At 70.1% G+C, this 21607-nt stretch carries 21 protein-coding genes and 1 pseudogene; 8 read left to right on the top strand and 14 right to left on the bottom strand.

Annotation, left to right across the window (positions count from 1 at the left end; all coding sequences use genetic code 11):
* Positions 1-2: 2 nt before the first annotated feature.
* The 6 genes and pseudogenes from nuoE to AOP72_RS01255 form a co-directional block, all read right to left on the bottom strand.
* Positions 3-641: pseudogene (gene nuoE / locus AOP72_RS01280) on the bottom strand (NADH-quinone oxidoreductase subunit NuoE); the annotation flags it as partial.
* The gene (locus AOP72_RS01275; RefSeq protein WP_062131295.1) at positions 638-1981 is read right to left on the bottom strand and encodes an NADH-quinone oxidoreductase subunit D; all 1344 of its coding nucleotides are present in this window, start codon (positions 1979-1981) and stop codon (positions 638-640) included. The pseudogene nuoE and the gene AOP72_RS01275, both read right to left, overlap by 4 nt.
* Positions 1978-2673 (bottom strand): NADH-quinone oxidoreductase subunit C, encoded by a 696-nt coding sequence (locus AOP72_RS01270; protein ID WP_084631091.1) that lies wholly within the window; start codon positions 2671-2673, stop codon positions 1978-1980. Before AOP72_RS01270 ends, AOP72_RS01275 begins: the two co-directional genes overlap by 4 nt.
* Positions 2670-3221: an NADH-quinone oxidoreductase subunit B gene (locus AOP72_RS01265; protein WP_062131291.1), complete on the bottom strand. Its 552-nt coding sequence runs from the start codon at positions 3219-3221 to the stop codon at positions 2670-2672. The genes AOP72_RS01270 and AOP72_RS01265 overlap by 4 nt, the downstream gene beginning before the upstream one ends.
* 6 nt (positions 3222-3227) lie before the next feature.
* Complete coding sequence (locus AOP72_RS01260) at positions 3228-3590, bottom strand: NADH-quinone oxidoreductase subunit A (protein WP_084631089.1); 363 nt, start codon at positions 3588-3590, stop codon at positions 3228-3230.
* A 45-nt stretch (positions 3591-3635) separates the two neighbouring features.
* Positions 3636-4919: a geranylgeranyl reductase family protein gene (locus AOP72_RS01255; protein WP_369345465.1), complete on the bottom strand. Its 1284-nt coding sequence runs from the start codon at positions 4917-4919 to the stop codon at positions 3636-3638.
* Positions 4920-5041: 122 nt separating this feature from the next.
* Between AOP72_RS01255 and AOP72_RS01250 the strand changes: the two genes are divergently transcribed.
* The 4 genes from AOP72_RS01250 to AOP72_RS01235 all read left to right on the top strand — a co-directional run bounded on the left by AOP72_RS01250 (position 5042) and on the right by AOP72_RS01235 (position 9583).
* Positions 5042-6298 (top strand): FAD-binding protein, encoded by a 1257-nt coding sequence (locus tag AOP72_RS01250; protein ID WP_062131288.1) that lies wholly within the window; start codon positions 5042-5044, stop codon positions 6296-6298.
* A gap of 232 nt (positions 6299-6530) precedes the next feature.
* Positions 6531-7802, top strand: a complete 1272-nt coding sequence (locus AOP72_RS01245; RefSeq protein ID WP_062131285.1) for an isochorismate synthase — start codon at positions 6531-6533, stop codon at positions 7800-7802.
* Between the two features lie 96 nt (positions 7803-7898).
* Positions 7899-8555: a class I SAM-dependent methyltransferase gene (locus AOP72_RS01240; RefSeq protein WP_062131282.1), complete on the top strand. Its 657-nt coding sequence runs from the start codon at positions 7899-7901 to the stop codon at positions 8553-8555.
* 68 nt (positions 8556-8623) lie between these two features.
* Positions 8624-9583, top strand: coding sequence for a zinc-binding dehydrogenase (locus AOP72_RS01235; RefSeq protein ID WP_062131279.1), 960 nt, complete (start codon positions 8624-8626; stop codon positions 9581-9583).
* 6 nt (positions 9584-9589) lie between these two features.
* Here AOP72_RS01235 and menD read toward each other — a convergent pair whose 3' ends face one another.
* Positions 9590-11257 carry a 2-succinyl-5-enolpyruvyl-6-hydroxy-3-cyclohexene-1-carboxylic-acid synthase gene (gene menD, locus AOP72_RS01230; protein ID WP_062131276.1) on the bottom strand — a complete coding sequence of 556 codons (1668 nt, stop codon included), beginning with the start codon at positions 11255-11257 and terminating at the stop codon, positions 9590-9592.
* Complete coding sequence (locus tag AOP72_RS01225) at positions 11258-12142, bottom strand: o-succinylbenzoate synthase (protein WP_062131274.1); 885 nt, start codon at positions 12140-12142, stop codon at positions 11258-11260. It lies immediately after the preceding gene.
* Positions 12143-12327: 185 nt separating this feature from the next.
* On the opposite strand from AOP72_RS01225, the gene AOP72_RS01220 reads away from it, so the two are divergent.
* Positions 12328-13260 carry a 1,4-dihydroxy-2-naphthoyl-CoA synthase gene (locus AOP72_RS01220; RefSeq protein WP_062131271.1) on the top strand — a complete coding sequence of 311 codons (933 nt, stop codon included), beginning with the start codon at positions 12328-12330 and terminating at the stop codon, positions 13258-13260.
* A 115-nt stretch (positions 13261-13375) separates the two neighbouring features.
* Here AOP72_RS01220 and AOP72_RS01215 read toward each other — a convergent pair whose 3' ends face one another.
* Positions 13376-14467, bottom strand: a complete 1092-nt coding sequence (locus AOP72_RS01215) for a DUF3048 domain-containing protein (protein WP_062131268.1) — start codon at positions 14465-14467, stop codon at positions 13376-13378.
* Between the two features lie 34 nt (positions 14468-14501).
* Between AOP72_RS01215 and AOP72_RS01210 the strand changes: the two genes are divergently transcribed.
* Entirely contained in the window at positions 14502-15533 is a 1032-nt protein-coding gene (locus AOP72_RS01210; RefSeq protein WP_062131266.1) for an AMP-binding protein, read from the top strand.
* Entirely contained in the window at positions 15530-16423 is an 894-nt protein-coding gene (locus AOP72_RS01205; protein WP_062131263.1) for a 1,4-dihydroxy-2-naphthoate polyprenyltransferase, read from the top strand. Before AOP72_RS01210 ends, AOP72_RS01205 begins: the two co-directional genes overlap by 4 nt.
* Here the strand turns inward: AOP72_RS01205 and AOP72_RS01200 are convergent.
* The gene (locus AOP72_RS01200) at positions 16420-16683 is read right to left on the bottom strand and encodes a DUF4229 domain-containing protein (protein ID WP_062131260.1); all 264 of its coding nucleotides are present in this window, start codon (positions 16681-16683) and stop codon (positions 16420-16422) included. The two genes, AOP72_RS01205 and AOP72_RS01200, sit on opposite strands and share 4 nt — an antisense overlap.
* Positions 16684-16715: 32 nt before the next feature.
* On the opposite strand from AOP72_RS01200, the gene AOP72_RS01195 reads away from it, so the two are divergent.
* Positions 16716-17018 carry a PLD nuclease N-terminal domain-containing protein gene (locus AOP72_RS01195; protein WP_062131257.1) on the top strand — a complete coding sequence of 101 codons (303 nt, stop codon included), beginning with the start codon at positions 16716-16718 and terminating at the stop codon, positions 17016-17018.
* Here the strand turns inward: AOP72_RS01195 and AOP72_RS01190 are convergent.
* The 4 genes from AOP72_RS01190 to AOP72_RS01175 are packed head-to-tail and all read right to left on the bottom strand — an operon-like array spanning position 17015 to position 21598.
* Positions 17015-18136 carry a glycosyltransferase family 4 protein gene (locus AOP72_RS01190; protein WP_062131254.1) on the bottom strand — a complete coding sequence of 374 codons (1122 nt, stop codon included), beginning with the start codon at positions 18134-18136 and terminating at the stop codon, positions 17015-17017. The genes AOP72_RS01195 and AOP72_RS01190 overlap by 4 nt on opposite strands.
* Positions 18137-18141: 5 nt before the next feature.
* Positions 18142-19164, bottom strand: a complete 1023-nt coding sequence (ccsB, locus tag AOP72_RS01185) for a c-type cytochrome biogenesis protein CcsB (protein ID WP_062131251.1) — start codon at positions 19162-19164, stop codon at positions 18142-18144.
* Positions 19161-20825: a cytochrome c biogenesis protein ResB gene (gene resB / locus AOP72_RS01180; RefSeq protein ID WP_062131248.1), complete on the bottom strand. Its 1665-nt coding sequence runs from the start codon at positions 20823-20825 to the stop codon at positions 19161-19163. Before resB ends, ccsB begins: the two co-directional genes overlap by 4 nt.
* Positions 20825-21598 (bottom strand): cytochrome c biogenesis CcdA family protein, encoded by a 774-nt coding sequence (locus AOP72_RS01175; RefSeq protein WP_062131245.1) that lies wholly within the window; start codon positions 21596-21598, stop codon positions 20825-20827. The genes resB and AOP72_RS01175 overlap by 1 nt, the downstream gene beginning before the upstream one ends.
* Positions 21599-21607: the final 9 nt, after the last annotated feature.

Genomic DNA, 21607 nt, shown 5'->3' with positions numbered 1-21607 from the left:
TCCCAGCCCTGCTCGCGAGCAGCCTTGAGTCCCACCACGGTGGGCTCGCCGAGGCCCTGGTCCTCGTCCGCGCGACCGTCCTCGAATCCGGCGAGCACGCGCGACATCTCCTTGAACGGAGCGACCTTGGCCGAACCGCGGGTGGGCTTCACGTCGCGACCCTCGAGGATGTCGTCGACCACACGCAGCGCGCGTTCGGGAGTCATGTTGTCGAAGAACTCCCAGTTGACCATCATCACGGGCGCGTAGTCGCACGCGGCGTTGCACTCGATGCGCTCGAGCGTGACGCGACCGTCGGCCGTCGTCTCGTCGTGGCCCACACCGCAGCGCTCCGAGAGCTGGCGCCAGATCTCGTCGCCGCCCATGACGGCGCACAGGGTGTTGGTGCACACTCCCACCTGGTACTCGCCGTTAGGACGGCGCTTGTACTGCGTGTAGAAGGTCGCGACCGCGCTCACCTCTGCGCTCGTGAGGTCCACCTGGCGCGCGCAGAACGCGATGCCGTCGGGGCTCACGTATCCGTCCACCGACTGCACGAGGTGCAGCAGGGGCAGCAGCGCGGAGCGCGCCACCGGGTAGCGGCCCAGGATCGCGGCCGCGTCCTTCTCGAGCTGCGCGAGCGTCTCGCCGTCGTAGGTCATCGGTCGACGCCTCCCAGCACCATGTCGATCGAGGCGATGGCCACCACGACGTCGGCCACCTGGCCGCCTTCGCACATGATTCCCAGCGCCTGCAGGTTGTTGAAGCCGGGGTCGCGGAAGTGTGCGCGCCACGGCTTGGTGCCGCCGTCGGACACCAGGTGGACCCCGAGCAGGCCCTTGGGGCCCTCGATGGCCTGGTAGACCTGCCCGGCCGGCACGTCGAATCCCTCGGTCACCAGCTTGAAGTGGTGGATCAGGGCCTCCATCGACTCGCCCATGATGTGGCGGATGTGATCGGGCGAGTTGCCCTGACCATCGGTGCCGAGCGACAGCTGGGACGGCCACGCGATCTTCTTGTCCGCGACCATCACGGGACCATCGCCCAGCTGCTCGAGCCGGTCGGCGCACTGCTCGACGATCTTGAGCGACTCGTAGCACTCCTCCATGCGCAGGATCAGACGCGACCACGCGTCCTGATCCGTCGACGTGGGGACCTGGAAGTCGTAGGTCTCGTAGCCGCAGTACGGCTCGGCCTTGCGCAGGTCATAGGGCAGGCCGGTCGAGCGCAGGATGGGCCCGGTGATGCCGAGCGCCATGCACGCGGACAGGTTCAGCTCGGCGACGCCCTTGAGTCGGCCCTGGAGGATCGGGTTCTTCGCCTGCAGCGCCACGAGCTCGTCGAGCTTGGCGCGGACCTTGGGGATCATCGCGCGGATCTGCTCGACGCCGTCCTCGGGCAGTCCCTGCGACACGCCGCCGGGGCGGATGTAGTTGTTGTTGGTGCGCAGCCCGGTGATCGCCTCGATCACACGGAACGTCTCTTCGCGGCCCACGAACGAGGTGGTCATGATCGTGGTGGCGCCCAGCTCGTTGCCGCCCGTGCCGATCGCCACGAGGTGGCTGCCGATGCGAGTGAGCTCCATCATCAGCACGCGCAGCACCGAGGCACGCTCGGGGATGTCGTCCGTGATGCCGAGCAGCTTCTCGATGCCCAGGCAGTACACGAGTTCCTGCGACATCGACGCGACGTAGTCCATGCGGGTGCAGAACGTGACGCCCTGCGTCCACGTCCGGTACTCCATGTTCTTCTCGATGCCGGTGTGCAGGTAGCCGATGCCTGCCCGCGTCTCCGTGACCGTCTCGCCCTCGATCTCGAGCATGACGCGCAGCACGCCGTGGGTCGACGGATGCTGCGGTCCCATATTGACCACGATGCGCTGCTGGCCGAGGCGCTTGGCCTCATCGACCACGTCCGACCAGTCGGATCCATAGACCGTGTACTCGGGTGCGTCGGGGTCCTCGACGAAGGCGTGGGGCGCGTGCGGGGCCTGCGTGCTCATCGGTACTGCCTCCGCTCGTCGGGCGACGGAATCTCGGCGCCCTTGTACTCGACGGGGATGCCGCCGAGCGGGTAGTCCTTGCGCTGCGGGTGGCCCACCCAATCGTCCGGCATCTCGATGCGGGCGAGCGACGGGTGGCCCTCGAACACGATGCCGAAGAAGTCCCACGTCTCGCGCTCGTGCCAGTTGTTCATCGGGTACAGCGACACCACGGATGGGATGCGGGCGTCGTCGTCTCCGACGGCCACCTCGAGGCGCAGGCGCCGGTTGTGGGTGATGGACTGCAGCGGGTACACGGCGTGGAGCTCGCGACCCTTGTCTGCGGGGTAGTGCACGCCGGAGACGCCCAGGCACATCTCGAAGCGCAGATCCTGGTCGTCGCGCAGGTGACGGCAGACGTCGACCAGGTGGTCGCGCTGAATGTAGAGCGTGAGCTCGCCGCGGTCGACCACGACGTACTCGATCGCCTCGTCGGCGGCGTCGCCGAGCAGCTCGGTCAGGATGTCGACGGCACCGTCGAACCACTCGCCGTACGGACGCTCGGTCGCTCCCGGCATCTGCACCCGCTGCACCAGTCCGTCGTAGCCGGACGTGTCGCCGCGCGCGCCGAACATCCCTTCGCGGACGTTGATCAGCGTCAGGGGCTCGCGACCCTGCGGCGCGAGTGCGTCCAGCTGCTTGTCGTCGCTCACCGCAGCAGGCCCTTCTGGTCGGAGGTGGGGGTCGCCTGGAGCGCCGCGGCCTCGGCGGCGGCGGCGATCTCGCGACGGTTCGCGCCCATGGGGGTGGTGCGCACCTGCTCCTGGAGCTCGAGCAGCGCATACAGCAGCATCTCGGGCCGCGGCGGGCAGCCGGGGAGGTAGATGTCGACCGGGACCACGTGGTCCACGCCTTGCACGATCGCGTAGTTGTTGAACATGCCGCCCGAGGAGGCGCAGACGCCCATGGCGATGACCCACTTGGGCTCCGCCATCTGGTCGTACACCTGACGCACGATCGGCGCCATCTTGTTCGACACGCGGCCCGCGACGATCATCATGTCGGCCTGGCGCGGCGAGCCGCGGAAGACCTCGGAGCCCAGGCGCGAGATGTCGAACCGGGGGGTGCCCGTCGCCATCATCTCGATCGCGCAGCACGCGAGCCCGAACGTGGCCGGCCACAGCGAGCCCGCCCGCATATAGCCCACGAACTTCTCGACCGTGCCGAGCATGAACGGAGGTGCGCTCTCTTCGATACCCATGTCAGATCAGTCCCACTCGAATCCGCCGCGGCGCCACTCGTACACGAAGGGGATCGTGATGAGGGCGAGGAATGTCATGGTCGCGATGAGCCCGAACCAGCCGAGCGCATCGTGCGCCACTGCCCAGGGGTACAAAAACACGACCTCGATGTCAAAAATGATGAAGGTCATCGCGACGAGGTAGTACTTGATGGGGATGCGACCGCCGCCGATGGCACCCGGGGTCGGCTGCAGGCCCGACTCGTACTTGTCCACCTTCGCGGAGTTGTACCGCTGGGGACCGCCCACGAGAGAGCTGACCACGAGGCCTGCCACCGCCAACGCTGCGGCGACGACGATCATCACCACGATCGGCACGTACGGATTCACTCGTCGATTCCCTTCATTGTCAGCTGATCAGCATCCCGCCGTGCCCTAGGCCGCGGGGGCGATCCTGGTCAGTGCGGTCATCAGCTTGTCCGCCCAGTCACCGCCACGCGGCTCATAGACATCTGCCAGCAGTTTATGCGTAAACCTCATCACCGTCGGTTGAGGCAGTCCGTAACGGGTGCACGCCTTCATGACCTGGGGGTGGGCGATCAGGTGCGCGAACACACGCCCTAGAGAGTAGTACCCGCCGAGCTGTTCCTTCATCTTCCGCGCGTAGCCGACGAGCGCCGCCTCCTTGGCGACGTCGCCGGACGCGGCGCGCCACTCCACCAGCGCATCGGCCGCCGTCCTGGCCGCCTGCATCGCGTAGGCGATGCCCTCGCCATTGAACGGGTTGACCATGCCGCCCGCGTCGCCGATGAGCATCATGCCCGGCACGTAGTGGGGCTGCCGGTTGAAGGCCATGGGGATCGCCGCGCCCTGCACCTTGGAGACGGGGGCGTCCGGGTCGAATCCCCACCCGTCGGTGTTGTGGCGCAGCCAGCCGTCCATGAGCGCGCGATGGTCGAGCTTGGAGGGGCTGCCGTTCGGACTGAGGGTGCCGAGGCCGACGTTGGCGGTGCCGTCGCCGAGCGGAAAGATCCACCCGTAGCCAGGAAGCAGGTTGCTGTGTCCGGGCTTGCCGTCCCAGATCTCGAGGTGCCCCTCCATCCACTCCTCGTCGTGGCGGGGGGTCTCGAAGTAGGTGCGGACCGCGACCCCGATGGGCCGATTGTTCATGCGCTCGATGCCGAGCCCCAGCGCGATTCGGGCGCTCACGCCGTCGGCGGCGATCACCACGGGCGCCGTGTATGTGACCTCGTCGCCGATCTTGCGTCCCTTGGCGTCAGTCTGCTTGGCCGTCACGCCGGTGACGCGGCCGGTGCGCTCGTCACGCGTGGCGCCCGTCACGAACCAGCCCTCGCGGACGTCGGCCCCGGCCCGGCGCGCATGCTCGGCCAGCTTGTGATCGAAGCTCGCGCGCGGGAGCGACAGTCCGTAGTCGGGGAAGGATTCCTGCTCGTGCCACGGGAACTCGAGGCGGTGCCCGCCTCCCACCATGCGCAGGCCCCAGTTGGGGATCCAGCCCTCTTCGCGGGGGGTGGGCAGCCCGATCAGCTCGAGCTCTCGCACCGCGCGAGGCGTCAGGCCGTCGCCGCAGACCTTCTCACGAGGGAAGTACGACTTCTCGAGGGCGATGACGTCGAAGCCCTCGCGGGCCAAGTAATGCGCCGCTGCTGAGCCGCCGGGCCCGGCGCCCACGACGATCACATCTGCTTCGGTTCGCACGCCCACCAGGGTACGCGTCGCGGGAGGGTGCGGACGCACACAAATGGGGTCTCCGCCGCACGCGAATGGCAACTGGGGTGTTGCGAAAATACGAGTTCGCGCGCTCCGCTTAGGCTGGCGCCATGAGCATCGGAGCGACCTGGGCGGGCACGCACACCTTCGGCGCAGCCGAATTGATCGAGGCCAGGTCCGTCGAGGAGGTGCAAGACGCTGTCGCCGGCACCGACGGCCCGGTCCGCGCGCTCGGCACGCGCCACAGCTTCACCGACCTCGCCGACAGCGCCGGCAGGCTCGTCACGGTCACCGGCATCCCGGCCGAGCCGAGAATCGACGAGGCCGCCCGCGCGGTCACGGTGGGCGCCGGCACTCGGTACGGAGAGCTCGCCGTATGGCTCGAGTCACAAGGCTGGGCCCTCCACAACATGGGCTCGCTGCCCCACATCTCGGTGGGCGGAGCGGTCGCGACCGGCACGCACGGTTCCGGCGTCAGGAACGGCTGCCTGTCCGATGCGGTCGCCGGGCTGACATACGTGAATGTGGCCGGCGAGGTCATCGAGACGCGGCGAGGCGACGAGGGCTTCGAGGGGCTCGTGGTGGGCCTCGGCGCATACGGCATCGCCGTGCGGGTGACCCTCGACATCCAGCCCACCTACCTCGTGCGCCAGGACGTCTACCGAGGCCTGTCGTGGGATGCAGCGCTGGGGGACCTGCCCGCGATCATGGGTGCCGGATACTCCGTCAGCCTGTTCACCATGTGGGACGAGCCCACGATCCAGCAGGCGTGGCGCAAGACCCGCATCGGCCTGGGAGAGGACCCGCAGGAGCGGTGGCTGGGCGCCCGCGTCGAGACCGCGGCCGAGGCGGGCCTCGTAGACGTGCCGCCCGCCAACCTCACGGTCAAGGGCGGCGTGCCAGGTCCGTGGCTCGAGAGACTGCCTCACTTCCGACTCGACTCCACGCCCTCGAACGGCGACGAGATCCAGACCGAGTACTTCGTGGCGCTCGCGGACGGGCCAGACGCGCTCTCGGCCGTGCGGGAGCTCGGCGCCGAGATCGCCCCGCACCTGCTCGTCTCGGAACTGCGGACTGTCGCCGCCGACGCGCTGTGGCTCTCGGGCGCCTACGGTCGTGACACCCTCGCGATCCACTTCACCTGGCGCAACTCCCCGGAGGCAGTCGCCGCTCTGACCCCCCGCATCGAGGCCGCGCTCGCGCCGTTCGGCGCCCGCCCGCACTGGGGCAAGGTGCACTCCATGACGGCCGACGCGGTCGCCTCCGTCACGCCTCGCCTCGCCGACGCACGGGCCCAGTTCGAGGCGCTCGATCCCGCGGGGCGGTTCGCGAACGACCACCTGCGGCGCCTGGGCGTGCGTCTCTAGCGCTGGGGGGCGGCACGCCGGCCCCTCGCCCGTCCTAGGAACCCCAGGACTCATTCTTCGACGACGCCCGCCGCTCGAGGAAGTCCAGGACTCATCTGCAGGCGAGGCCTTCGTGGAGGGCTCAGCTCCTCGATGAGTCCGGACGTTCCTCCAGGATGCTCCCGGTCCCCAGAATGAGTCCCCACCTTCCTAGGAGGCCGGGAGACGTCAGAGCCGGACGTAGGCTTGCTGGGTGAGCGTGCTTGCCGCCAGTCCCGTGCCCCTCGTCGTTCGGACCGTCGAGATCCCGGCACCCGACGACCTCCTCGCGCTGCTTCCCGAGAACGGGATCTCGTGGGTGAGGCGCGGCCAGGGCCTGATCGCGTGGGGTGAATCCGCGAGGATCGACACCGCGGGCGCCCAGCGCATCGACGAGGCCGACGCCTGGTGGCGACGGGTGACGCGCCACGCCAAGGTCCACGACGACGTGCGCCAGGCCGGCACCGGCCTGATCGCCTTCGGCTCGTTCTCGTTCGCCGATGCGTCAGCGGCCGGCGGCAGCCTCGTGGTCCCGCGCTACGTGGTGGGGCTGCGGGACGGGCGCGCCTGGTTCACCGTGATCGACGGCGACGGCCTCACCGAGCCTCCGACGCTGGACGACGCGCTCGGGGAGTCGTCGCCGCCCGCCACGCTGCCCCCGATCACCATCGAGGCGGGTGACCGCGACGCGTGGGCGACGGCCGTCGCCTCGGCCATCGAGCGCATCGGCGCCGGGGAGCTCGACAAGGTGGTGCTGGCGCGTGCCGTCCAGGCCCACGGCGACGGCCCCGTCGACGTCAGGACCGTGCTCGCCGCGCTCGCGGCCGACTACCCGAGCTGCTGGGCCTTCCACGTCGACGGGCTCGTGGGTGCCACTCCCGAGCTCTTGGCCCGGGTGGATCACGGCCTCGTCACGTCTCGCGTCCTTGCGGGCACGATCCGCCCCACCGGCGACGAGACCGCTGACCTCGCGCACGCGGCCGCCCTCGCACGCTCATCGAAGGACCGCGAGGAGCACGAGTACGCAGTGACGTCAGTGACCAACGTGCTCGCGGCGCACTGCGCGTCCGTCAATGTTCCGGACGAGCCGAGCGTCCTGCACCTCCCGAACGTCATGCACCTCGCGACGGATGTCACGGGCGTGCTCAGCCACAACGCGAGCGCACTCGAGCTGATCCGCGAGCTTCACCCCTCTGCGGCGGTCTGCGGAACGCCCACCCTGGCCGCCGCCCACGTGATCGACACGCTCGAGGGAATCGATCGGGGCCGCTACGCCGGGCCGGTGGGCTGGATCGACGCGGCGGGCGACGGCGAGTGGTGCATCGGCCTGCGGTCGGCGGAGATCGACGCGACCGACCAGAGCCGCATGCGGCTCTTCGCCGGGTGCGGCATCGTCGCCGCGAGCGAGCCCGATGCGGAGTGGGCGGAGTCCGAAGCCAAGCTCGAGCCGATGCGCCGGGCACTGGGCGCGCGCATCGGCGGCTGACCAGGCACAATCGAGAGTGAAGCTCGAGCCGATGCGCCGCGTTGGGGACGCACCTTCCTGACGTCCACCGATCGCGGCCGGAACCCGGGAGGCGCCATGACCACGCGAACCGAGGACAACCCCTCCGGCGAGTCCGCACGTGACGTCGAACGAGAGGCATGGGACGCGCGGTACCGCTCCCGGGAGCGCGTGTGGACAGGACAGCCGAACGCTCCCCTGATCGATGAGGTCGAGCACATCGTGACGCCCGGCACCGCCCTGGACGTCGGCTGCGGAGAGGGTGCCGATGCCGTCTGGCTGGCGCGGCAGGGCTGGCTCGTGACGGCTGTCGACCTGTCGTCGACAGCGATCGGCCGGGCGCGCGAGCACGCCGCGGCCGCAGGAGTCGGACAGCACGTCACGTTCACCGACGACGACCTCGAGGCGCTCGTCGCCTCCCAGGGGCCATGGAACCTGGTGACGTCGCTCTACACGCACTCGGTGCACGGGGGGCGATGGCTCGTGGAGACGCTCGCCGGAGCAGTGGCACCCGGCGGGATGCTCGTCGTCATCGGGCACCATCCCACCGACCCGCACGCCGTCGAGCACCCCGACCTGCGAGACAAGACGTTCGCTGCCGACGACGTCGCCGTGGTGCTCGACCGGTCGCTGTGGGAGGTGTCGGCAACTCTCCGCGAGCGCACCACCCGCGAGCCCGACGGCCGCGAGCGCCTGTGGCGGGACGCCGTCCTGGTGGCACGGCGACACGACTGACCTCGAGCGTCGCACCCCCGGCCCGAGGTCCCGGGTGGTGCCGCTGACGCGTTGCTAGCGTCCGCCCTATGAGCACCGACACCACCTGGGCATACCGAGTCGCCGCACCGCACCGCTTCGAGCGTGTCGAGGAGTCGCCGCCGCTGTCCATCCAGCCCGGCGAGCTGCTGGTCGAACTGACGGCGGGAGCAGTGTGCGGTTCGGACCTGCCCTTCGCTCGCGGCGCGATGGTGCCGGCAGGCGGCGCGGGACAGGCCGGGCGGCCGATGCACGAGATCGTGGGCGAGGTGCTGTGCTCCGCGCACCCCGACTTCGTGTCCGGCGACCGGGTGGTGGGCTGGGCGTCGAACTGGGATGCGCTGCGCCAGGTGTTCATCACCTCGGGAGACCAGGTCTCCAAGGTGCGCATCGACGCGCCCGACACGCATGTCACCGTCGCACAGTCGGTCGCGTGTCTGATGACCGTCTTCGACCGCCTGGGTCCGCTGGACGGGCGCAGCGTCGGGATCGTGGGCGTGGGGCCGTTCGGGCTCATGGCCAGCGTCCTCGCCCGTCACCACGGCGCCGGACGCATTCTGGGGGTCGACCCGCTCGACCGTGCCGCCGATGCGATGGGGCTGCCATTCGACGACCTGCTGCGCGACACGTCACGCGGCTGGGCCCGGGACATCGCGGATGCCGACCGGCCCGACATCGTGCTCGAGATGGTGGGACACCAGACGTCCACGCTCGCCGACGCGATGGCGGCGGTGGCACCAGGCGGCTCGGTGGTCGCCTTCGGGGTGCCGGACGACGACTGGTACGCGCTGCCCCTGCGCGATTTCTTCCGTCGCAATGGGACCCTGATCACCGGGGTCACCCGGGAGCACCGCGCCATGCTGGAGAGTGCTCAGGACTACCTCGTGGAGCAGCCAGGGGTGGCCGAGCACATCGTCACTCACGTGTTCCCCATCGCCCAGGTTCAGCGCGCCTTCGCTGCGGCGATGCACCCTCGGCCCGGCCAGCGCAAGGTCGTGCTGGAGGTCTAGACCGACTCAGCGCAGCCGCGCCTCGACCACCTCGAGCGTGGCCGGAGGTGTGGCGACTGCGCGCGCCAGCGCATCGGCGTTGCGCACGGCGACGTGAGGAACGCCGTACCCCGCGCAGAGCGCACCGATGTCCACGCCGTGCGGAGTGGTGAACACGCGCTCGACGTGCTCCGCAGGGGCGGAGGCGTGCTCGAGCCGCCCAAAGATGGTGCCGCCGCCGTCATTCGCGACCACGATGCGCAGGCGCGGCCGCTGCTCGAGCGGACCGATCAGCAGACCCCCGATGTCGTGCAGGAACGTCACGTCGCCCATCAGCGCATGCGTGGGCTGGCCCGTGGCGAGCGCGACCCCCACCGCAGTGGAGACGGTGCCGTCGATTCCGGACAGCCCACGGTTCGCGATGAGGGTGGGGACCTCGCCAGGCGAGCACACCGGACCGACCCGATCGACCGCCCGGATGGGCCCCGACGAGCCGATCACCGCGACGTCGCCCTTGCCGAGGGGGGCCATGAAGGCGTCGGCCACGGCATCGCCCCCCCAGGCATGCGCGACATCCTCGAACTCGGAGGCGGCCTCGCGCCAGCGCGCGAGCCACGCCGAGTCGCCCAGCTCCAGCGTGCCGTCGTTGCGCGTCAACCACGACGTCGGCACGGTGCGCACCACTTGGTCGGCGTGGCGCGGCGCCTCTCGCCAGCGGGCGCCGTGAGCGGCGACGATCAGCGATGGCGCGCGCGCGATGAGCTGCTGGATGGGCCGAGACAGCGTGGGCCTGCCGATCACCACCACCTGGTGCACCTGTTCGGCGAGGCTGCGTCCCGCCTCGCTCTCCAGCACGCTGACGTAGAAGCCGATGCACGCGTCACCTGCACGAGCGCCGGAGGTGGGTTCGGCGAGCAGGGGCCAGCCGTGCGCCTCCGCCACCTCGCGGGCGACCTCGCCGGCGCGGTCGCCCGCGATCACCACCCCCCGTTCGACGGCGGGCAAGGGTGCGGGCAGGTCCGCCGCCGTGAGCACGCGAGTGCCGTACGAAGGTGTGGGGTCGATGCGTGGCGGGTCCTGCCAGACGCCGCCGTCCGCCTCGAGGGGCTCGCGGAACTCGATGTTCAGGTGGACGGGGCCTGGGGTTCCGGTCATGTCGTCACGCGCGGGGTCGCCCATCGCGATCGCCACCGCGCGGGCCGCGAGAGTCGCCGCGCGTCCGGGAGCCTCGTGAGACTCGGGTGCGGGCACCTCAGCGTTCCACCGCGCAAAGGCAGCGAAGATCCCACCTTGATCGGTGGTCTGGTTGGCGCCCACTCCCCGCATCTCGCCCGGGCGATCCGCCGTGATCAGGAGCAGCGGGACCCCGCTGTGATGCGCCTCCATGACGGCCGGCAGCAGGTTGCCCACGGCGGTCCCCGAGGTCGTGATCATCGCGACCGGCCGCGGGACACCCGTCACCGCTCGCCCACGCGCGATGCCGAGCGCCAAGAAGGCCGCGGCACGCTCGTCGACTCGTACGTGCAGGTCGACGCGGGGAGCACCGAGAGGAGGGTTGCCGCCGCCCGCCTCCGCAAGCGCGTGTGCCAAGGGCCCCGAACGCGATCCCGGGCACAGGACGAAGTCCCTCACACCCAGGTCATAGAGCGAGGCGACGAGCTCGCGCGCAAAGGCGGCCGACGGGTTGGCATTCACTTAGGTGACCTCCAGGGGCTCTGAGCCGATGCGCCCGCCGGTCGGCACGAGCGTGGACGCCACGGTGTCGGTGGCGAGCAGCATTCCCGTACCGAGTCCGCACGCGAGCGGCTCCGCGGGCAGCGCGCACGCGAGCGCGACACCTGCCGCGAGGCCCACGGAGGACTCCATCGAGCTCGCGATCACCACCGGCCGTGGCGAGACCTGATCCGCGATCTCGAGCGAGCGGCGCACTCCGCCCAGCGGCGCGGCCTTGAGGATGAAGACGTCCGCCGCATCGGCGGCGAGCACCGCATCGGCAGAGCCGGGGATGCGGATGGCCTCGTCTGCCGCGACCGGCACGTCCACACGGCGCCGCAGCGCCGCGAGGTCCGCCACGCTGTCGCAGGGCTGCTCCACGTACTCGAGCCCATCGATGCCGCCCGTCCGGGCCGCACGGTCGAGCGCCCGGATCGCGCGTACCGCCTCGTCGAGCTCCCAGCCGCCGTTGACGTCGATGCGGATCGCGCCGCCGGGGCCGAGCGCATCGGCCACTGCCTCGATGCGGGCGATGTCGTCGGCGAGGGTCCCGCCGCCCACCTTGACCTTGGCGGTGCGGGCTCCCCCTGCCGTCGCGTAGTCGCGCGCGGTCTCGGGTTCGACCTCCGGGACGATGCTGTTGACGGCGACCGAGTCACGCACCGGCGCGGGCCACTCGCCGCGAGCGGCCTCCATCGCGGCGCTCCACCACCGGCCCTTGCGCTCGGGCGAGTAGTCGGCGAACGGGGAGTACTCGCCCCAATGCTCGTGTCCCTCCGCGTCGATCCCACGGACGAGCACGCCGGAGCGGCGGGTGAGGCCCCGGAATCGGGTGCGGAGCTCGACGGTGAAGGGCCGGAACTCCATGGCTCACAGCCTAGGCGGCTTGCGCCCTCCCGGCTCGCGCATCGGCCGCCGTCGCTCATCGACTGCGAGCCGTTCTGGCCCTCGACACCCCGTGCTGCGTGCGAGCGCATCCGGTTCCACGGCGTGTCGACGCGGACAGTGGTGCGCAGCGAGAGGACGTGAGTGGCGGGACTACGCTGACTCGCATGAGCGACATCCCGGCGCAGGTCTCCGACACGTTCGACGCGCAGCAATGGCGCGCGATCGACGGCTTCCCCGACGGCGACATCACCTACCACCGGTGGGTCACCCGCGAGGGCGGCGAGGAGCGCGACCTTCCCGCCGTGCGCATCGCCTTCAACCGGCCGGAGGTGCGCAATGCGTTCCGGCCCCAGACCGTCGACGAGTTGTACCGCGCGCTGGACCACGCGCGCCAGACCGCCGACGTCGCGGCCGTCATTCTCACCGGCAACGGGCCGGCGCCCAAGGACGGCGTGTGGTCGTTCTGCTCGGGCGGCGACCAGCGCATTCGCGGCAAGGATGGCTACCTCTACGAGGGCACGGCGGCCGATGCGCCGGCACACGGCGGGCGGCTGCACATCCTCGAGGTGCAGCGCCTTATGCGCACGAGCCCCAAGGTGGTCATCGCTGCGGTGAACGGCTGGGCGGCAGGCGGCGGGCACTCTCTGCACGTGGTCGCGGACCTGTCGATCGCGTCGCTCGAGCACGCGCGCTTCAAGCAGACCGATGCGAACGTGGGGTCGTTCGATGCGGGCTACGGCTCCGCGCTGCTCGCCCGCCAGGTGGGAGACAAGCGGGCGCGAGAGATCTTCTTCCTGGCTCGCGAGTACTCCGCACAGGATGCGGAGCGGTGGGGTGCTGTCAACGAGGCCGTTCCGCACCACCAGCTGGAGGAGACCGCGCTGGAGTACGCCCGCCTGATCGCCACCAAGTCTCCGCAGGCGATCCGCATGCTCAAGTTCGCCTTCAACCTCGCGGACGACGGGCTCGCGGGCCAGCAGGTGTTCGCCGGAGAGGCGACCCGGATGGCGTATATGACGGACGAGGCCCAGGAGGGGCGCGACGCGTTCCTCGAGCGGCGTGAGCCCGACTGGACGCGCTTCCCGTACGCATTCTGACCGGGTGGGCGACACTCAGCGCCCCGCAGGATCCACCGACAGCCGAGTCCCGACACTGAGCGCCCTCTGGGACGCTAAGGCGCGGATGGGGGGGGTGGAGTGCGGAGGGGTCGGGCTAACTGAAGTCGACCGACCCTCGGCCCGCGCCGCCGGACTGCGGAATCAGCTCGACCCACGTCTTCCCGGGCATGAAGGTCACAGGCTCGCCGGCCTCGGTCTCGAGCACGTAGGGGTCGGTCTGGCTGGCCTTGGACCACGTGATCGGGACGTACGAGTCTCCCGACGCGGCGTAGCCGGTGCCAGCGTCCGTCACGACGATCGTCTCGGGCACGGAGGAGCCCCCGCTGCGGCTGGTGTTCCGCAGGTCCACCCACAGCACGATCACGTTCGTGGCGGAGATCTGCGTGCCGTCAGAGGTCACGTGCGGCGATCCGCCCTCCGAGCGCATCCACGATTCCTCATCCGCCTCCCAGTCCCAGGACGGCTGCATCCGCGGCGAGGCGTTGATGTCGATCGAGGACACCGCTGTGCCGTCGGCGACGATCGTCGACTGCTCGTCCGGGTACGCGTACTCGAACTGCTCGGGCGGTGCGGGCAGCTCGCTCGCCTGCGCGAAGAAGTCCTCGAGCGTGCCGTGAAGGTTGTGCGGAGCGGGCTTGTCGGAGGTCCGGAAGAAGCCATAGGCGCCCACGTCCTGAGCGATCAGAGTGGTCCCGGATGCGGCCGCATCGTTGATGAACCGCCGCTGCGCACCAGAGAACACGAGCGGCCCCTCGAAGGATCCCATGATGTTCTTGTCCATCGGTCGCATCGACCGGATGGGGCCGACCGTCTCGGGCGTGTCGGAGTGGTAGACCGCCACGAGCCGGGAGATCCCATACTCGACCTGCTCCTCGAACACGATGTCTGCGGCGTCCAGGTTCGACTGGGGACGCGCGTCCGACGAGTTCTCGATCTTGATGGACAGTGCCGGACGGTCGAGCAGCGCGGCGTCCGCATCAGTGGCGTCGACGCCGGTGAGCGGCCACACCACCTCGGGCCGCGGGTCCGGCGGCGCGCTGGGCGCGGCCGAGCGAGACGGTCCCGATGCGCCCACCGACTGGGTGGTCGCCGGCGGCTCCACGACGTCAGCCGACGAGCACGCGGCCAGTGCCATGGCTCCGGCGACGGCGGCGGCGGTGAAGGACAGGACGCGGGTGGCTCTCATGCCCCACATCCTAGGTGCGCCCTACGCTGGACGCATGAACTACGCGCGGCTCGCCGAAGGAGGACTCGCGGCCGTGGCCGCCGCGCTGTCGGGACACGCCTCCGGAATCGCCGCGCCTACCTCGGGCTCCACCGGCGAACCGCGTGAGGTGCTCGTGGGACGGAACGCACTGATCGCATCGGCGACGGCGACGCTCGACCGGCTGGGCGGGCCGGGGCACTGGCTGCTGGCGCTGCCCCCCGACCGCATCGCCGGCGCGATGGTGATCGCTCGTGCGCACCTCGGCGGCGGCGAGCTGATCCACCACGATCGCCCGCGCTTCACGCCCTCGGGCTTCGCGGAGGCGACGGACCGCCTCCCGGCGGGAAGACGATACGTCTCCTTGGTCCCCACCCAGGTGTGGCGACTGCTCGCCGACCCCCGAGGGGCCGATGCGCTTGCGTCCTTCGACGCGGTGCTGGTGGGCGGCGCACCGCCGGGGATGGATCTGCCTCCACGCGTGATCGAGACGTACGGGATGACGGAGACGTCAGGGGGGTGCGTCTACGACGGGCGGCCGCTGGAGGGCACGAGCGTGCGCATCAATGACGAGGGCCGCATCATGCTCGCGGGTCCCATGCTCGCGGACGGCTACGCGGACGGCGACGACTCCGCGTTCGTCCACGCGCGCGGCGAGAGGTGGCTGCGCACGGGGGACCTGGGGACCCTCGACGCTGGCGTCCTCGCGGTCATGGGGCGGTCCGACGACGTGATCCTGTCCGGCGGCGTCAACGTGCATCCCCTCCCGGTCGAACATGCGCTGCGCGCGCACGACGGCATCGCCGATGCGGCGGTGGTGGGGGTTCCGGACACGCAGTGGGGAGAGCGCGTCGTGGCAGTGGTCGCGCTGACGCACGGCGCTGCCGTCACGCTGGACGACCTCCGCGGTTCCCTCCCTCTCGATCGCGCCCAGCTCCCCGGCCTCCTTGCGGTCGTCGATTCTGTTCCACGCACCGCTGCTGGCAAGATCGACCGGTACGCCGCGCGCGCGATCGCCGCACGCATCATCGCCGAGGAGGCACCATGACCACCGCCGCCGACTGGGTCGCAGGCGCGCGACCGCGCACCCTGTGGACCGCGATCTCACCCGTCGCCGTCGGCTCCGCGAGCGCCGGAGCGCTGGGCATGTTCTCCATCGACACGGCCCTGCTGGCGCTGGTGGTCGCCCTCGCGCTGCAGGTGGGATCGAACTACGCCAACGACTACTCCGACGGCATCCGCGGCACCGATGTGGACCGCATCGGCCCGGACCGGCTTGTCGCGACCGGCAAGGCGACGCCCACCGCAGTCAAGGGCGCCGCCTTCGTGAGCTTCGCGGTCGCAGCGCTCGCAGGCATCTTCGTCGTGTTTCTCGCGGGAGCGCTGTGGCTCCTGCTCGTGGGGCTGTTTGCGATCATCGCCGCCTGGACCTACACCGGCTCCGACCGCCCCTACGGGTACGCCGGGTGGGGCGAAGTGGCAGTCTTCGCGTTCTTCGGCCCGGTCGCGGTCCTGGGCACCATGTACGTGCAGGCCGGAGACATCACGTGGTGGGCGGTCGCCGCGTCGGTGGGGGTGGGCCTCTACGCCGTCGCGCTGCTCATGGTCAACAACATCCGCGACCTCGACACCGACGCCGCGGCCGGCAAGCGCACGCTGGCCGTCAAGATCGGGTCGCACCGCGCACGCCAGCTGTTCGCCGCAGTCGTCCTGCTCCCCGTGCTGTGCGCCGTCGTGGTGGCGTTCGTGCGCCCGTGGGCACTGCTCGCGACCGTCGTGGCCCTGCCGAGCCTGTACTTCGCGATCGCGATGCGCGTCGACGGCGCGGTGCGCGAGCAGGTGGGCATGCCGTCCGGCGGCCTCAAGGTGATCTTCGCGGGGCTCTCGGCCGTGGGCCTCGTCTACGGGCTCGCGCTGGCGTTCGGCATCGCTGTCTAGCGAGATTCGTCGACCCCGCCAATCTCTGCGTCCTCTTCGTCGTCTGCCTCACGAAGGCCGCGCTGCGAGCGCTCGATGACGCTCGCCATCTGCTCCTGCGCTGCGAGTCGCATTCCAGGCAGCGCCAGATACGAGATGAGCCACGCGAGGACGAACGCCGCGATCACGGCGATCACGTCGAACCACCCGACGAGCCACAGGGCCGCGAGGACCGCCACAAAGATCGCGGTCCGAGCCGCCCAGTACACGAACACCTTCATGGCACCAACCTACCGGCGCATAGAATGAGGCCATGCTCCGCCTGCTGCTGATCCTCCTCTACATCGCACCGGCGGTCTACTGCGTCACCGACGCCGTGCAGCACCCCGAAGACAAGCCCTATGGCCTGCGCAAGTGGCTGTGGGTGGTCATCATCGTGCTGCTGCCGCTGCTCGGCGCGGCAGCGTGGCTCTACCTCAAGTACGCCAATGGCACGGGCGGCGGCGTTCAGCGCAACGAACCCCGCGCTCCCGACGACGACCCCGAGTACCTCAACTGGCTGCGCACCCAGGAGCGCCGGCGGCGCCAGCGAGGCGAGAGCGACGGGCCGACCTAGCTCGACGCCCGGCCGTACATCGACAGGATCTGCTCTCCGACCACCGTCACGTCGAAGCGCCGCACGCGCTCGGCCTGCTCCTCATGCACGATCGAACGCAGCGCCGCATCGTCGATCAGTCGCTCCAGTGCCGTCGCGAAGGCAGCGGTGTCCCGGGGGTCCACACTGACCTCCGGCCGGTCCCCGAGCACCGACAGGTAACCGGGGTTGTCGCCGCCGAACACCACGCCCGCTCCCGAGGCCATCGCCTCGATGAGCACGATCCCAAAGCTCTCGCCGCCGGTCGCCGGGAACACTGCGAGGTCCGCGTCGGCATAGAAGGAGGGTTTGTCCTCCTCCGAGACGAATCCCACCATCGTCACGACGTCGTCGAGCCCTGCGGCCGCGACGGCGGCCGCCACACGGTCGCGCAGCGGGCCCTTGCCACCGATGCGCACGTCCAGCCGTGCCCGCACGGGCGCCGGCAGCGCGGCGAGCGCAGCGATCAGCTCGAGCACTCCCTTGCGATCGACGAGCCTCCCCAGGAACGCCACCACGAGCCGATCGTCTGCCCGCGGGGCGTGCGGCGCATCGGCGAAGAGGGAGGTGTCGATCGAGCAGGGAATCACCCGCGGCTCGATGCCGAAGGAACGCCGCGCGAACTCAGCAGCCGGCGCAGAGACGGCGCAGAACGCGTCGAACCGACGCAGATTGCGCCGCAGCAGCAGGCCGAGCGCACGCGTGGCCGCACCGCTCACGGGCCCTGCGGGCAGGATGTGGAACGTGCCGACGATCCGCACCGTGCGTGCCTGCACGCGCCTCGCCTCGTCCACCACTCGCGCCGCGAACAGCGGCGAGTGCGGGATCTGGACGTGGATGACGTCGTAGCGCTGCGCCTCGAGGAACTCCCGCAGCCCCGCACGGGACGTCGGCAGCGGGATGCGCAGGCCGTTGCCGTTGAACGTCACGCCGACGTTGCGCGCGAGCGAGTGGACCGTGAGGTCGTCCCGCTCGGCATCGGAGCACACGTAATGCACCTCATGGCCCTGACGCTCAAAGTATGCGCCGAGAGTCAGGACGTACTGCTGGACCCCGTCAGGGCGGTCGATGCTGTCGTCCAGCACCATCGCGATCTTCATACGGCTCACGCGTAGGTGTGCATGCCCTGGAAGTACAGGTTCACGACGGTGAAGTTCATGATCAGGGTGACGAATCCGATGAGCGCGATGACGGCGCTCCGTCGGCCCGCCCAGCCCTGGGTGGTGCGCGCGTGCAGATAGGCGGCATAGACCACCCAGATCACGAAGGACCACACCTCCTTGGGGTCCCACCCCCAGTAGCGGCCCCACGCGTGCTCGGCCCACACCGCGCCGGCCATCACGGTGAACGTCCACAGCACGAATCCGACCGCGTGCAGCCTGAAGGCGAGCGCCTCGAGCCGGGGCGGCTCCGGCACGCCCTCGAGCCAGTTCCAGCCCCGCAGCACACGGATGTTCGCGTTGCGCCAGCGACGCATCAGGCGTGCGAGCGCGTGGCGACCGTCGGTGACGACGACCGGCTGCTCGGTGCGATAGTCGCGCATCAGCTGCAGCCCGGTGGCGACGGCGGCGACGATGAAGACGCCGGTCGCGATGATCGCGATCGAGACGTGGATGACGAGCCAGAAGCTCTGGAGAGCCGGCTGGAGGCCCGTGGACGCTTGATACAGCGTCGTGAGTGCGAGGCCGAGCGCGATGGTCGCGAAACCCGTGACGCCGGGAGCAAGATACGACACGTCGCGTCGGCTCTGAACGATGAGGAAGACCACCACGGCGACGAACGACCCTGTGATCGTGTACTCGTACATGGTCGACCACGGCGCGTGCCCTGCCTCGATGCCGCGCGCGATCACGCCCACGCCATTCAGAATCGCGCCCACCAGCGTGGTGGACTGCGCGATGCCGGCAGCGGTGGTGCGCACAGGCTCGGGAGAAGCGGCCGATGCGCTCGCTCCGTGCGCCGTCGCCTCACCTGCGTGCGTCGCGCCGACGGCTGCGGCCACCTTGCCCTTGGCGGCCGCCTTCGCATCAGCGACGCGAGACAGGTGGATGGATGAGGCGACCATCGCGATCGCGTACAGCGCGGTCGCACCCCACAGTGCGTACCAGCTGAGCTCCTGGGCGTTCATGAGTCCTCCTTGCGCGTGAGCGTCCCCGTGGCCTGGATGAGCACCTTCTCGAGGTCCTCGCGCACTCCGCCGTCATGCGCGGGGGCCCACGCTGCGGCCGTCACCACTGTAGTCTCCGCGCCCGCGCCCGCTCCCATCGGTGCCACGAGCCACAGCCGCCGGCGAGTGCCGAACAGGCTGAGCGTGAGGCCCGCAAGGGCACCGATGGAGGCCCCGAGCAGCCACGGCAGCGACGGGTCGCGGCGCAGGTCGAAGGCGGCGAAGCGCGGCAGCGACTCCCAGGTGATGCTGCCAAGGCCCTGCGGCAGTTCGATGGTCTCCCCGGGTTCGAGAGCGACCACGAGCGGCTCGTCGTCCTCCCCGCGCACGGGGCTGAGCTGCGACTCGTCGAGCGCGTAGACGTTCTGGGGAACACCGTCGTCGAGCCCCAGGTCGCCGGAGAAGACCTCGAGGAAGATCACGGGGTTCGTCGGCGACGGGTGCAGCGACGACGCGGAGTCTCCGTCGATCAGGGCCGTGGGCAGCAGCGTGCCGCTGAAGCCCAGCTGCTCGCCTTCGGTGACGTCCGGCACCTTGACGACGCCGGTCGAGGTGTAGACCGCGTCCTGCGGGAGGAACGGCACCGCTCCCTCGAACGCGACGTTGCCGGCCGAGTCGGTCACGGTGAACACCGGCGCGTAGCCGTTGCCCTGCAGGTAGATCTTGGCACCGTCCACCTGAATGGGTCGATTGACCTGCGCCTCGACGGGTCGCGGCTCCCGACCCGGCTCGGTGAGCGTCGTGTACGCGGTGAACTCGTCGGGATTGCCATCGAGCCCGAAGACGGCCTCGAACTGATCGAGGCTCAGCGTCCATGGCTCCAGCGAGTCCTCGGAGAACAGCGAGCCCGACTCGTACGAGTCGTAGGCCACCACTGCGTTCGTGAAGGTATCCCCCTCCACGATGAGCGCCTGGCCGCGGTACGTCAGCAAGGTGCCGGCGGCGACGGCGATCAGGATGCCCACGAGCGAGACGTGGAAGATCAGGTTGCCGAGCTCGCGAACGTGACCCTTGTGGGCGGAGAGCGCCACCTCGGTGCTCGCGTCTTCAGCACGACCGGGGCGCTCGTCGACGCGAATGCGGTAGTCGGCGAACCAGCGCCACCAGCGCGGCCGGCGCAGCACGATCCGCTCTCCTGGCCTCGAGACGAAGGTGCCCGGGCTCAGTGCCTGTCGGGCCGACCAGACCACCGCACGCGCGTCCTTGTGGGCGGTCACGGTCACGGGCTCGAAGCGGTCGAGCCGGGATGGCGCCGCAGGCACCGGCGCGCGCAGATCGTGCCAATAGACGAGGCAGCGCGGGACGATGCAGCCGATCAGCGAGGCGAACAGCAGCAGGTAGATCGCGGTGAACCACGCAGAACCGAACACGTCGAGGAAGCCCATGCGGTCCAGCAGCGGTCCCCAGAACGGGTTCGCCTCGACGAAGCCTCTGGTGTTGCCCGCGTCCTGAGGCCATTGAGGCAGCACCGAGCCGGGGATTGCGGCGAGGGCGAGCATCAACAGCAGGATCAGTGCGACGCGCATCGACGTGACTTGACGCCACATCCACCGCAGCCACCCGCGCCACCCGAGCCGCGGCACCTCGGCGTACGCGTAGTTGTCGATTCTCATCCGTGCCATCAGATCGCCACCCAGAAGCCGTCGATCCAGCCCTGCATGAGGACGGTGAGCCGCTCCCAGATCCCGGTCACCAGCAGCACGCCGAGCACCACCAGCATCGCGCCGCCGAACAGCTGAAGGCCGCGGCGGTGGCGGCGCAGCCACCGGAGCACCGCGCCGGAGCGCTCGAACCATAGCGCGAGCGCCAGGAAGGGCAGTCCGATCCCGAGGCTGTAGACGACGGCGAGCAGCGCGCCGCGACCGACCGTGCCCTCGTTGAGACCCAGCGCGATCACGGCCCCCAGCGTGGGTCCCATGCACGGCGTCCACCCGAGACCGAAGACGATGCCGAGCAGCGGCGCCCCCGCCAGACCCGCCTTGGGGCTGATGTGCAGGCGGCGCTCGTTCTGCAGGAACGGCACGGCACCCATGAAGGCCAGGCCCATGAGGATCACGAAGACACCGAGCACGCGCGTGATGATGTCGAGCTGCGCGGCGAACTGCGCTCCTGCGGCCGACACCACCACGGCGAGGGTGACGAAGACTGCGGAGAACCCGAGGATGAACAGCAGCACCCCGAGCACCAGGCGTGGCCTGCGCCCCTTGGCCCCCGCATCGGCCCCCGCCATGCCGGACAGATAGCCGAGGTAGCCCGGCACGAGCGGCACCACACAGGGCGACGCGAAGCTGACGAGCCCGGCCAGCAGCGCGATGGGGATCGCCGCGAGCAGCGAGCCAGAGAGCACCTGGGATGAGAAGTCGGAGCCGATGCCAGCGGTCAGAGACGTCAGCATGGGGACGGC

This window comes from Demequina aestuarii (assembly GCF_000975095.1).
GTDB classification, from domain to species: Bacteria; Actinomycetota; Actinomycetes; order Actinomycetales; family Demequinaceae; genus Demequina; species Demequina aestuarii.
This window is presented reverse-complemented; position numbering and strand designations above follow the sequence as displayed.